The organism is Bradyrhizobium sp. USDA 4474 (assembly GCF_054057515.1).
Genome location: NZ_JBSRZJ010000002.1, coordinates 7002491 through 7014927, shown reverse-complemented (window position 1 = coordinate 7014927; position 12437 = coordinate 7002491). Strand labels below are relative to the sequence as shown.

Annotated in this window: 11 protein-coding genes; 7 read left to right on the top strand and 4 right to left on the bottom strand. The window is 64.2% G+C overall.

Features of this window, described 5'->3' with window-relative positions; genetic code table 11:
• Nucleotides 1–22: 22 nt before the first annotated feature.
• Complete coding sequence (locus ACVW16_RS34615) at nucleotides 23–721, bottom strand: helix-turn-helix domain-containing protein (protein ID WP_456703389.1); 699 nt, start codon at nucleotides 719–721, stop codon at nucleotides 23–25.
• 208 nt (nucleotides 722–929) lie between these two features.
• Here ACVW16_RS34615 and ACVW16_RS34610 point away from each other — a divergent pair, with 208 nt between their 5' ends.
• From ACVW16_RS34610 to ACVW16_RS34600, 3 genes are read left to right on the top strand one after another with little or no spacing between them, the layout of a single operon-like run.
• On the top strand, nucleotides 930–2426 hold the full coding sequence (locus tag ACVW16_RS34610) for an amidase (RefSeq protein WP_456705275.1): 1497 nt from the start codon (nucleotides 930–932) through the stop codon (nucleotides 2424–2426).
• Nucleotides 2427–2476: 50 nt separating this feature from the next.
• Entirely contained in the window at nucleotides 2477–3691 is a 1215-nt protein-coding gene (locus tag ACVW16_RS34605; RefSeq protein ID WP_456735012.1) for an MFS transporter, read from the top strand.
• A 16-nt stretch (nucleotides 3692–3707) separates the two neighbouring features.
• Nucleotides 3708–4940 (top strand): NAD(P)/FAD-dependent oxidoreductase, encoded by a 1233-nt coding sequence (locus ACVW16_RS34600; protein ID WP_456703387.1) that lies wholly within the window; start codon nucleotides 3708–3710, stop codon nucleotides 4938–4940.
• A gap of 12 nt (nucleotides 4941–4952) precedes the next feature.
• Here the strand turns inward: ACVW16_RS34600 and ACVW16_RS34595 are convergent, their stop codons facing one another.
• The 3 genes from ACVW16_RS34595 to ACVW16_RS34585 all read right to left on the bottom strand — a co-directional run bounded on the left by ACVW16_RS34595 (nucleotide 4953) and on the right by ACVW16_RS34585 (nucleotide 8212).
• Complete coding sequence (locus ACVW16_RS34595; RefSeq protein ID WP_456703386.1) at nucleotides 4953–6293, bottom strand: dicarboxylate/amino acid:cation symporter; 1341 nt, start codon at nucleotides 6291–6293, stop codon at nucleotides 4953–4955.
• A gap of 86 nt (nucleotides 6294–6379) precedes the next feature.
• Complete coding sequence (locus ACVW16_RS34590) at nucleotides 6380–6937, bottom strand: biotin transporter BioY (protein WP_456738167.1); 558 nt, start codon at nucleotides 6935–6937, stop codon at nucleotides 6380–6382.
• Nucleotides 6938–7024: 87 nt separating this feature from the next.
• A complete protein-coding gene (locus tag ACVW16_RS34585) occupies nucleotides 7025–8212 on the bottom strand; it encodes a pyridoxal phosphate-dependent aminotransferase (protein ID WP_456703385.1) in 1188 nt (395 codons plus the stop codon).
• 177 nt (nucleotides 8213–8389) lie between these two features.
• Here ACVW16_RS34585 and ACVW16_RS34580 point away from each other — a divergent pair, with 177 nt between their 5' ends.
• From ACVW16_RS34580 to aroQ, 4 genes are all read left to right on the top strand, one after another.
• Complete coding sequence (locus tag ACVW16_RS34580) at nucleotides 8390–9784, top strand: M48 family metalloprotease (RefSeq protein ID WP_456735011.1); 1395 nt, start codon at nucleotides 8390–8392, stop codon at nucleotides 9782–9784.
• 110 nt (nucleotides 9785–9894) lie between these two features.
• The gene (locus tag ACVW16_RS34575) at nucleotides 9895–10662 is read left to right on the top strand and encodes a DsbA family protein (RefSeq protein WP_092229072.1); all 768 of its coding nucleotides are present in this window, start codon (nucleotides 9895–9897) and stop codon (nucleotides 10660–10662) included.
• A 220-nt stretch (nucleotides 10663–10882) separates the two neighbouring features.
• Complete coding sequence (locus tag ACVW16_RS34570) at nucleotides 10883–11716, top strand: DUF1236 domain-containing protein (protein ID WP_456735010.1); 834 nt, start codon at nucleotides 10883–10885, stop codon at nucleotides 11714–11716.
• A 223-nt stretch (nucleotides 11717–11939) separates the two neighbouring features.
• A complete protein-coding gene (aroQ, locus tag ACVW16_RS34565; RefSeq protein ID WP_456735009.1) occupies nucleotides 11940–12407 on the top strand; it encodes a type II 3-dehydroquinate dehydratase in 468 nt (155 codons plus the stop codon).
• Nucleotides 12408–12437: the final 30 nt, after the last annotated feature.

Genomic DNA, 12437 nt, shown 5'->3' with positions numbered 1-12437 from the left:
CCAAAGCCGGGCGTTTTTCCTTTCATGCCTCGCCGGAACGTTGTGGCGGCAGTTCGTCCTCACCGAGCGGCGCCACGTCGCGCGATGCGATCTGGCGAAGCTGATCGTAAAGATCGGGCGCCTCGCTGGTGCAGAGACAAACGCCCTTGGCGGATGCCGCCTCGCCGGCGTTGAGGTAGGCATGGCCCATGGTGCTGTCGAGATAGATGCCGTCACCCTCGTCCAGGATCTCCGGCGCGTAGAACTCGGTGTGCACAGCGACGCGCCCGCTCGTCACCAGAAAATACTCTTCGCCGGCATGACACAGCAACGGACCGAACTCGTCCAGCGAACGCGCGCGGACCTCGGCCACGATCGGCACCATGCGCTTGCCGATCAGGTCGGTGCATTGATAAGTGTAGGTGTAGAACTTCGTATTGATCAGCTGCCCCTGCCCGGCCCGGCTGATGCTCCGCCGCGCGGTGACCGGCCGGCCCTGCACAGGTGCTCCGACCGCCGGATTGAACAGCTCCGCGATCTCCATCTTCAGGCCGGAGGTGAGCTGGAGCAGCTTGTCATAGGTCAGCGACATCAGGCCATTCTCGACCTTGGACAGGGTCGACAGCGCCATGCCGGTCCGCTCGGCGACCTGCTTGAGCGTCAGGCCACGCGCCTGGCGCGCCGCCTTGAGACACTGGCCGAGCTGGGAATTGGCACCTTCGGGCGTCGTAATCTCGCTCATGCAGCAATCCTAGCACGCTGCCGGGAAAAAATATTGGCTGATCCATCTAATCTTTTTGGCGCAAATGCTCCGGGATGCCTCTTCTAGGTACCGTCTCGGGCATCGATTCCGGGATTTGTGCAAGAATTAGCGGGCTTTGACGAATATTGGTGCGCCCACGCACTTTCCGATATGCTAAACAGTTTTCACAATTTGAAAGGGCTTGGCATTGTCCCAACTTTGCGACACGAGTGCCGTTGAGCTGCGCCGCCTGCTGGCCGCGCGGACAATCTCGCCCGTCGAGCTGCTCGACTCCTGCCTGTCCCGCATCGCCACCACCAACGCGGCCGTCAACGCGGTCGTGACGCTCGATGAGCCCGGCGCGCGCGCCGCCGCAAAGGCAGCTGAGGCCGCGATCCTGCGCGGTGAGGATGGTGGCGCGCTGCACGGGCTCCCCGTCCTGATCAAGGACACGCAGGACACCGCCGGGATGCGCTCGACCTACGGCAGTCCCCTGTTGAGCGACAATGTCCCGGCCGCCGACCAGGGCTCGGTCGCCCGGCTGCGTGCCGCGGGCGCCATCATCTTCGGCAAGACCAACACGCCGGAATGGGCGGCGGGCGGCAACACGCGCAATCCCGTTTTCGGCGCGACCGGCAATCCGTTCGATCCCATGCGCTCGGCGGCCGGTTCCTCCGGCGGATCGGCGGTCGCGCTCGCCTGTGGCATGGCTCCGCTTGCCTCGGGCTCCGACACGGGCGGATCCCTGCGCAATCCCGCGGGCTATGCCGGCATCGTCGGCATGCGTCCTTCCTACGGCCTCGTGGCGAGCGAGAAGCGGGCCTTCGGCTGGTCCAATCTGTCGACCGATGGACCGATGGCACGCAACGTCGCTGATGCCGCGCTGATGCTGTCGGTGTTGGCGAGCGACGATGCCCGCGATCCGCTCGCCTACACGCTTCCCGGCGAGCCCTTGCGCGGACGCGCCGAACGCTGGGCCGCGCCACGTGCCGCAGAGCTCGGCAAGCTCCGCCTCGCCTTCACCGAGGACTTCGGCTTCGCGCCGACCGAGCAGGCGATCCGCCGTGTGTTTCGCGCGCGCGTGAGCAAGCTCGCACCGCTGTTTGCCGAATGTCGCGAGGCGACGCCCGATTGCACCGGGGCGGACGATGCCTTCGCCGTGCTGCGCGCCGGCCTGTTCCTGGCTATGCATGGCGAGAATTACCAAGAGCGGCCCGAGATGCTCGGCCCCAATGTCCGCGCCAATGTCAGGGAAGGCCTGAGTTACACGCTCGAAGATCACGGGCGCGCCGCGACCACGCAGACGCGGATCTATCGCGCCTTTCAGAGCTTCTTCCAAGACCACGACGTGTTGATCAGCCCGACCATCACGCTCAGCCCGCGGCCATGGTCGGAGCTCTATCCCGCCGAGATCGACGGGACGCCGACGCAATCCTACTTCCACTGGCTCGCGCTCGCCTACGCCGTGACGCTCCCCGGCCACCCCGCGATCAGCATCCCACTCGGCCGTGACGAGGCCGGCCTGCCTTTCGGCCTTCAGATCGTCGGCCCGCGCGGCGGCGATGCGATCGTGCTCTCGGTCGCCGCGAGCATCGAGGCTGCGTTCACAAGCGATCCACAGATGTGTCGGCCTGTTCCCGACCTCGCACGGCTCGCGGCCGCGCCGCCGCTGTCCTCGACGCCGGGCTTCCTCACCTGGGACTAGATCAAACAAGTAGCCATCACCGCCGGGGCGCCGGCATCGCGGAGATCAGCATGGCCGAATCGTCGAACCGCAGGACTGGCATGGTCGCCTTCGTCCTGCTCTATCTCGCCTACTGCATCTCCTACATCGACCGCGCCGCAATCTCGCTGGCGCTGGCGCAGATCGGCAAGGACTTCAATCTGCAGGCTGCCGACCTCGGCATCGTCATCAGCGCGTTCTTCTTGGGCTATGCCGCGATGCAGGTGCCGGGCGGATGGCTCTCCGACCGCTTCGGCTCGAAATACGTTGTCATCGCCACCATCGTGATGTGGTCGCTGTTCACGTCGTTTACGAGCCTCGCCTGGTCGCTGACCTCGCTGATCGCGATCCGCTTCATCTTCGGCATCGCCGAGGGCGGCTTTCCGCCGGCGAGCATCCGCGCCATAGCGGAGCTGTTCAAAAAGGACAGCCGGCCCAAAATGTCGGCCCTGCTGCTGTCGTCGAACTATGCCGGCAGCATGGTCGCGCCGCTGATCATGGCGCCGCTGATCCTCTGGCTGGGCTGGCGTCATGCCTTCAATGCGATCGGCATCGCCGGTATCCTGTTTGCGCTGATTTACTTCGTCTCCGTGCCGCATCTCGCACGGATCGGCGTTGGACCCGTGACGGCAAAGCCGCGGGCGCCGATGCGCGAGCTGATGAAGAATCCGCTGCTCTGGCAGTTGATGGTGGTGTGGTTCGGGCTCAGCTGCGTCAACAAGGGCCTGGATTCCTGGATGCCGCTCTATCTGCTCCAGCAGCGCGGGCTCGACCTCAAGACGGTCGGCGTGGTGGCACCGATCCCCTTCATGATGGCGACATTCGCAACCGCAATCGGCGGCTGGGTGATGACCACCTTCTTTGCCGAGCGCGAAAAATATCTGCTTATCGGCAGCTCCGCATTTACAGGCATCTTCCTCTACGCGATGTACAAGGCCGAGACGATCACCGCATTGATCGTCTATCAATCGGTGGTCTACTTCTTCAAATCCTTTGTGCTCGCTTCGGTGATTGCGCTCCCGACCAAACTGCTACGTGACGACCAGATCGGATCGGGGATCGGCATGGTCAATCTCGGCGGCCAGAGTGCGGGCTTCGTTGCACCGGCCGCGATGGGCTTCATCGTGACCGGGACCGGATCGTTCGACGCGGCCTTCGGCTTCCTGGTCGCGATGACGGCGCTGTCCGTCCTCGTCGCAACGACCATCAACACGGCGCAGTCCAAGCTCACGTTAGAGCCGGCCTGACAGGAGAATTCTGCCGATGAAAAGCGCAATCATTCTCGGCGGCGGCATGGTGGGTGTCGGCGCCGCCTTGCATCTGAGGCAGCGTGGCTGGACGGTCACGCTGGTCGACCGCAGGGAGCCGGGCCGCGAAACCAGCTACGGTAATGCGGGGATGATCCAGGCCGAAGCCATGCGGCCGTACCCGATGCCGCGTGACCTTGCCACGCTCCTGAACATCGCGACCGGCCGCACCAACGACGTGCGCTACAGTTTGTCCTCTTTGCATCGTCACATCGAGCCGCTGCTCCGCTATTGGTGGCATTCGGCGCCGAAGCGGCATCGCGAAGCCATCGCGGCCTGGTCGCGCCTGATCGCTACTGCGACGCCCGAGCACGACGTGCTCATCCGCGAAGCCCATGCCGACAATCTGATCCGGCGTGCCGGCTATCGCGTGCTGCATCGCGACGCCACCTCCTTCGACCAGGCGATCAAGGCGGCGGAGGAAGACCGCCGCGAGTTCGGCGTGAATTTTCGCGTGCTCTCGGGCCGCGAGTTGACCAAGGCGGAGCCTATTTTGCGCGACGATCTTCCCGGCGCGATCCATTGGCTCGACACCTGGACCGTGTCCGATCCCGGTGCGCTCGTCACCGCATACGCCGACCTGTTCGAACGATCCGGCGGCAGCATCGTGCTCGGCGAGGCGCAGTCGCTGCAGCAGACGGCAACCGGATGGTCTGTCGACACCGACAGCGGCCGCCTCGATGCAGCCAACGCCGTCGTGACGCTCGGGCCGTGGTCGCCGGACCTCTTGCACAAGTTCGGCTACCGCATTCCGCTGGTGCGCAAGCGCGGCTACCACATGCACTACACCGGCGGCGCCTCGCTCGATCTGCCGCTGGTCGACAAGGGCCAGGGCTACGCCATGGGACCAATGGCCAAGGGCATCCGCATCACTACGGGCGCAGAGTTGACGGAACCGGATGCGTTGGCAACGCCGGTGCAGCTCACCAGCGCCGAAGCCTCCGCGCGCGAGCTGATCGATCTCGGCAAGCGCGCCGAACCGGAGCCATGGTTCGGCACCCGCCCCTGTACGCCCGACATGCTGCCCGTGCTCGGCCGCGCCTCGCGTCACCCCGGTCTCTGGGTGAACTTTGGCCACGGTCACCAGGGCTTCACGCTCGGCCCCGCCACCGGACGCCTGCTCGCGGAGATGATGAACGGCGAGACGCCGTCGATCGACCCCGCGCCGTACCGGCCGGAGCGGTTCTAGCTCGCACGCAGATCAGTCCGTCGTGACGGCGGTTTCCATGTCCGTCGGATCGATCTGCCGGCTCAGCCGCGCGTTGAGCTTGTCGCGATCGAGCTCGCCCTCCCACCAGGCGACGATCACGCAGGCCACCCCGTTGCCGCAGAGATTGGTCAACGCGCGGCACTCGCTCATGAACTTGTCGATGCCGAGCACGATCGCCATGCCGGGCACGAGGCGCGGATCGACCACGGCCAGCGTCGCCGCCAGCGTGATGAAGCCCGCACCGGTGATGCCCGAGGCTCCCTTCGAGGTCAGCATCGCCACGACCAGGATCGTGAGCTGCTGGCTGAAGGTGAGATCGTAGCCGAGCGCCTGCGCGATGAAGAGCGTCGCCAGCGTCATGTAGATGTTGGTGCCGTCGAGGTTGAACGAATAGCCCGTGGGCACCACGAGGCCGACCACCGATTTGGAGCAGCCGAGCCGTTCCAGCTTCTCCATCAAGGTCGGCAGCGCGCTTTCCGACGACGAGGTGCCGAGCACGATCAACAGCTCGTCCTTGATGTAGGCGAGGAATTTGAAGATCGAGAAACCGGCGAAGCGCGCGATGGTGCCGAGCACCACGACGATGAACAATGCCGCGGTCAGGTAGAACGTCGCGATCAGGCCGATCAGATTGAGGATGGCACCTGTGCCGAACTTGCCGATCGTGAAGGCCATCGCACCAAACGCGCCGAGTGGCGCGGCGCGCATCACGATCGAGATCACGCCGAACACCGCATGCGCGGCGTCGTCGATGAAGCTGCGGATGACGTGGCCGCGCTCGCCTAGCCCCATGATGGCGAAGCCGAACAGTACCGAGAACAGCAGCACCTGGAGGATTTCGCCTTGCGCGAAAGCGCCGACCACGGTGTCGGGAATGATGTGCAAAATGAAGTCGACGCTCTTCTGGCCCTCGGCCTGCTTGGCATAGCCGGCGACGGCCTGCGCGTTGGCGGCGGCATTGCCGAAGCCTGCACCCGGCTTCACCACGTTGCCGATGATGAGGCCGATGATGAGCGCGAAAGTGGAGACGATTTCGAAATAGACCAGCGCCTTGACGCCGATGCGCCCGACCTTCTTGGCGTCCTGGATGTGCGCGATGCCGGAGACCACGGTGCAGAAGATGATCGGAGCGATCACCATCTTGATCAGCTTGATGAAGCCGTCGCCGAGCGCCTTGATCCAGTCGTTGGTCGCGACCGACGGCCAGAGCCAGCCGACGATCGCGCCGAGCACGATGGCAATCAGCACCTGGATGTAGAGAATTTTATACCACGGCTTGGCCGCAGCAGGTGCGGCGGGCGCGGCGGCCACCGTTGTCGTTGTCGTTGTCATTGTTTTTTTCCTCCCCCCTTAAAGCTCAGAGCCAGCCAAATTCAATTTGGCTGGCTCTGTCAATTGGAACATTCCGCGCGGTGAAATTAACCGCGACGATCAACGATCCGACGCCCCGCCGGCATAAGGGCCGCCCCGAGCACGTTCTTGATGACGGAGGCCAGGATGAAGGGCGCAACGCCGACCAGCCAGGCCTTTTCCGCACCAAGGTGGATGCCGCAAGCCAGCCAGACGAAACCGCCGATGAAAATAACGACGTGGCCGACTGCCATCGCCACAAACAGCAGCGCCACATTGCGATCCCAGCTTCGCTCGGCAAGCCAGCCGGTGATGAAGGCCGCAGCCACGAAGCCGAAGAGATAGCCGGCGGTCGGGCCGACCAGCGGCGCAATTCCACCAACCGGGCCGGCGAACACCGGCAATCCCATCGCGCCTTCGGCGAGATAGGCAATCATGGTTGCGCTGCCAAGGCGCCAGCCATAAGCCGCGCCGATGACCAGCACGACCAACGTCTGCAACGTCATCGGCACGTAAGGCAGTGGCAAATTCACCTTTGCTGATAGCGCCATCATTGCGGTACCAAGCGCAATCATCACGACAGCACGCAAGGCGCTGACAGCTTCTCCTGGCCGTGTTGGCCACATCATTGCGGCAAGAGGCGAATGCGTGGCGGCGGATTGGACGGTTCGGTCAGACAAGATGAACTCCGGAAGTGTCGCGAAAACTGCCGGCTATTTAAGCCAGTGAGCGATCCGGTCAACTGCCTCCCGCATCTCCGCGGCCGAGCGCGCATAGGAGAAACGGACGAAGGAGCGACCGTGGATCGGATCGAAATCGACCCCGGGCGTCGCCGCAACGTGGGCCTTCTCCAGCATCTCCTTGGCGAAATCGAAGCTGTCCGACGTGAAATCCGAGACGTCGGCATAGAGGTAGAATGCGCCATCCGCCGGCAGGAATTTGGCGAGGCCCGCCCTCGGCAATCCCTCGATCAGGATGCGCCGGTTTTCCTGATAGCCGTGCTTGATCTCTTCCATCTCGGCCGCACCGTCGAAGGCGGCCTCGGCCGCGATCTGCGACAGCGACGGCACCGAGATCGAGAGGTTCTGCTGCAGCCGCTCGATCGGACGCACCAGAATGTCAGGCACGACCATCCAGCCGACGCGCCAGCCCGTCATGCAAAAATATTTCGAGAACGAGTTGATCACGAGCGCATCCTTGGACAGTGCCGCTGCGGTCACTGCCGGAAACGCGTAATCGAGCCCGTGATAGATCTCGTCGGAAATGAAGCGGATGCCGGCATCCTCGGCGGCGGCGATGAGGCCGGCGAGCGCCTCCCGGGACATCATCGTTCCCGTCGGATTGGCGGGGCTGCCGACCAGCACGCCCTTCAGCGGCGCCTTGCGATGGGCAGCGAGCAGCGCCTCGCCAGTCAGCGCATGGCGTGTCTCGTCGGTGGTCTCGATCAGCACCGGCTCGCATCCGAGCGCGGTGAGGATGTGGCGGTACGGCGGATAGCCCGGCACCGTGACAGCGACGCGATCGCCGGGCTCGAACATCGACAGGAAGGCCAGGATGAAGCCGCCGGAAGAGCCGGTGGTCACCACGATCCTGTCGGGGCTCACGATGCAGCCATAGGCATCGCGATAATGCCGCGCGATGCGCTCGCGCAAGCTCGGGATGCCGAGCGCCGAGGTGTAGTCGATCCGCGCCGTTGCAAGCGCCGCCTGCGCGGCCGCAATCGCCGTCTTCGGAGCGCCCGCGGCGGGCTGGCCGACCTCCATGTGGATGACATGGCCGCCATCAGCCTCGATCCGCGCGGCAGCCGCCATCACGTCCATGACCATGAACGGGGGAACATCACTACGGCGGGACGGCTCGAGCCACTGCCCCGCCCGGTTCCTCAATGTCGCATCGTGCATCGGTTTCTGCTATTTCGCTGGCACACCGGTCCGTCCGGTCCGCAAAACAGGGCGCTTGCGCCCCAGACTAGCCGCATTATACGGCTCATAAGGGCATATCGCGTATCCGGTCCGCCGCCAATCGCCAAAAACCCAGCATAAGACTGCATTCCAAGCCCGTTTGATCCAGACCGTTTGATGTTGCTCCAGATCGCATTGCGCAAGAAGGCCTCGGCGCTGACCGCCATTGTCACGGCAGGGGCCATGGTCCTGTCACCGTTCTCCGCGGCCCGGGCGCAAGAAGGCAAAGGCCCGCCGGTCCTGCGTGACACCGAAACCGAGCAGCTGTTGCGCGAATATACGCGCCCGATCCTGCGGGCTGCGGGTCTGGAGAAGCAGAACATCCAGATGGTGATCATCAACGACAGCTCGTTCAACGCGTTCGTCGCCGACGGCCGTCGCATCTTCGTCAATTACGGCGCGATCCTCCAGTCGGAGACCCCGAACCAGCTGATCGGCGTGCTCGCTCACGAGACCGGCCATCTGGCCGGCGGCCATCTGGCCAAGCTGCGCGAGCAGCTCGCCAGCGCCCAGACCCAGATGATCATCGCCATGCTGCTCGGCGCCGGCGCCATCGCGGCGGGTGCCAGCCGCGGCGGCAATAACGGCCTCGCCAATGCCGGCGCGGCAGCGATCGCCGGTCCGCAGGAGATGATCCGCCGTTCGCTGCTGTCCTACCAGCGCCAGCAGGAGGAGAACGCCGACCGCGCCGGCGTCAAATTCCTGACCGCCACCCAACAGTCGCCGAAGGGCATGTACGAGACCTTCAAGCGCTTCACCAGCGAGAGCCTGTTCGCCGCGCGCGGCGCCGATCCCTATCTGCAGTCGCACCCGATGCCCGCCGAGCGCGTCGCAGCGCTCCAGGAGTTCGCCAGCACCAGCCCCTATTGGGACAAGAAGGACGATCCCGCGCTTCAGCTTCGCCATGACATGGTGCGCGCCAAGATCTCGGCCTTCATGGAACGGCCCGAGACGGTCTACCGTCGCTATCCCCTCACCAATGACACCCTGCCGGCGCGCTATGCCCGGGCGATCAGCACCTATCTGCATGGCGATTTGCGCAGCGCGCTGGCCCAGGTCGACGCGCTGATCGCAGTGCAGCCGAACAACCCGTATTTCTACGAGGTCAAGGGCCAGGCCCTGCTGGAGAGCGGCAAGCCGGCCGATGCGATCGCCCCCCTGCGCAAGGCTGTCGCGCTCTCGAACAATGCGGCCCTCATCGAGATGTTACTTGGGCAGGCTCTGGTTGGAACCGATAATAAGGCCTACACGGACGATGCCATCAGGATTCTCCGTGCGGCGGTGGCGCGCGAGCCCGAGGCGCCGATCGGCTACACCCAGCTCGCGATGGCTTATGGCCGGAAGGGAGACTATGCCGAGGCGGATCTCGCCTCCGCCCAAGCCGCTTACCTGCGCGGCGACAACAAGACCGCTCGCGAGCTCGCCACGCGCGCGAAAACCCGTTTCGCCGTCGGCACGCCCGGATGGGTCAAGGCCGACGACATCGTGGCCTCGAAACCGCCGCGCAACTAGACGAGAGGCACCCATCACTGCCTGACACGACGACCGGCACTTGACGTCACGCACCGGCATAAGCCCGCCGGGACTTTTTCGAAACCTGCTCTGGATAAGAGGATTTGCCAATGCCTTCGCTGCGCCTGCTAGCTCCCGCGCTGTTTGCGCTCGCCATTTTCGGCGCAACGGGACCGGCTTCGGCCGAGACCTTCTCGGATGCCCAGCGCACCGATATCGAGGCGATCATCAAGAACTACCTCGTCACCCATCCCGAGGTGCTCGAGGAGGCCATGACCGAGCTCAGCAAGCGCCAGGCCGCGGCCGAGTCCGAGAAGCACGAGGCCAGCGTCGCGCAAAACTCGGATGCGATCTTCAACTCGCCGCGCCAGGTCGTGCTCGGCAACAAGGACGGCGACGTCACCTTCGTCGAGTTTTTCGATTACAATTGCGGCTACTGCAAGCGGGCAATGGGCGACATGCTCGACCTGCTGAAGTCCGATCCCAAGCTGAAGGTCGTGCTGAAGGAATTTCCGGTGCTGAGCCAGGGCTCGGTCGAGGCCGCGCAGGTCGCGGTCGCCGTGCGCATGCAGGATCCCTCCGGCAAGAAATATCTCGACTTCCACCAGAAGCTGCTCGGCGGCCGCGGTCCGGCCGACAAGGCGCGCGCCATGCAGGCCGCCAAGGAAGCCGGCCTCGACACTGCGAAGATCGAGAAGGACATCGCGAGCCCCGAGGTGCGCGCCACCATCGAGGAGAACTTCAAGCTCGCTGAAGCGATGGGCATGAACGGGACGCCGAGCTACGTGATCGGCAAGCAGATCGTGGTCGGCGCCGTCGGCCTGGAGGGCCTCAAGGAAAAGATCGGCGTCGCCCGCTGCGGCAAAGCGACCTGCTGATCAGACTTTTGCAACTCCCACACATCATGCGGGCCGGCTGAAAAGCCGGCCTTTTTCGTTGCCGAGCGCTGCAGCAAATCCTGGCCCGAATCCGGCGGGGATGTTCATCCCGTATTTAGGAAACAAATACCGGGGAACAGCAGATGTTCCGGAACAACTCAAACCTCCTTTCGTTGGTGGCGCGGGCAATGACGCAAAAGAAACACGTGAGGAGAATTTGATGTCTAATCGCTTTATGATCTCCGTTGCCGTAGTCGCGCTCCTGGCGGGCACCGGATTGGCGAACGCACAAGGCACGATGAAGAACGAGAGCGGCGGCGCTGGAGCGCAGCCGATGGAGCACTCGCAGTCGTCAGGCGGCGCTGCCGAGCGCGGCGGCTCGATGGGCAAGGAATCCACCCATGAGAAATCCACCCATGAGAAAGGCACCGTCGGCCAGGCGGGCGGCTCCAGCAGCATGAAGTCCGGCACCTCGGCCGAGGAGAAGTCCTCGGGCGCGACCAAGGACGAGCGCTCGGGCCGTGAGATGAACAAGAACGCGGCCGAGGAGAAGTCCGGCGCCGCGAAGGGCCAGCGCAGCGAGGAACGTGCGCAGGGTCAGCAGGACAAGTCCAAGAGCATGAGCCAGGACACCAGCAAGTCCGGCAAAGACCAGAAGGACATGAAGGCTGAGGGCAGCAAGACCGGCGCCTCGACCAACAATGCCGAGAACCAGCAGGGCACCGAGACGCGCACCAACCAGAATGCGCAGGGCCAGAGCAGCACCAACACGACCGTCGGCCAGGCCGGCGCCGGCGCCAAGCTCTCGACCGAGCAGCGCACGCAGATCACCTCGGTGATCCGCGAGGAGCACGTGCGCCCGGTGACCAACGCGAACTTCTCGGTCTCGGTCGGCACCCGTATTCCGCGCGAGGGTATCGAGCTGCACGCCTTGCCGTCCCGGGTCGTGACGATCTATCCCGAATGGCGGACCTACAAGTACGTCCTGGTCAAGGACGAGATCGTGGTCATCAATCCGGACACGTACGAGATCGTGGCTGTCCTGAACACCTAAGGCGATAGCCAGCGCGCTCAGGGGCGGGCAGCGATGCCCGCCCCTTTGCGTTGGGCGACAGTCATGCTTTGAACTGGTTAACAAGCAATTTCCGCGACTTCCGCACAGGTTTTTGCAGGCCGGATGAGGTACCTGAACCGGGCCGGGAGGCCCTTCAAGGCTTCCCCTCAGGCGCTTTGTTACCTATAACCCCGCCACGCCGAAACACCTTTCCGGGACAGGAATGGCCGATCCAGCAACCGACACGATCCTCGTTCTCAATGGCCCAAACCTCAACATGTTGGGGACCCGCGAGCCCGAGAAGTATGGCCATGCCACGCTGGCGGACGTCGAGGCACTTTGCCGGGAGACCGCGGTGAGCTTCGGCCTCAAGGCTGATTGCCGGCAGTCCAACCGTGAAGGCGAGCTGATCGATTTCATCCACGAGGCGCATGGGCGCAAGATGAAGGGCATCATCATCAACGCGGGCGGCTATTCGCACACCTCGATCGCGCTGCACGACGCGTTGCTCGCGGTGCAGATCCCGACCGTCGAAGTGCACGTGACCAACATCCATGCCCGCGAGAGTTTCCGTCACCACTCCTACACCGCGCGCGCGGCCTTCGCCTCGCTCTGCGGTTTCGGCATCGAGGGCTATCGCCTTGCGATTCAGGGCCTTGCCGCCAAGCTCGGCATCAAGCCCAAAGCCTGACGCTCCTTCTTCACACAGAACATTCGGATC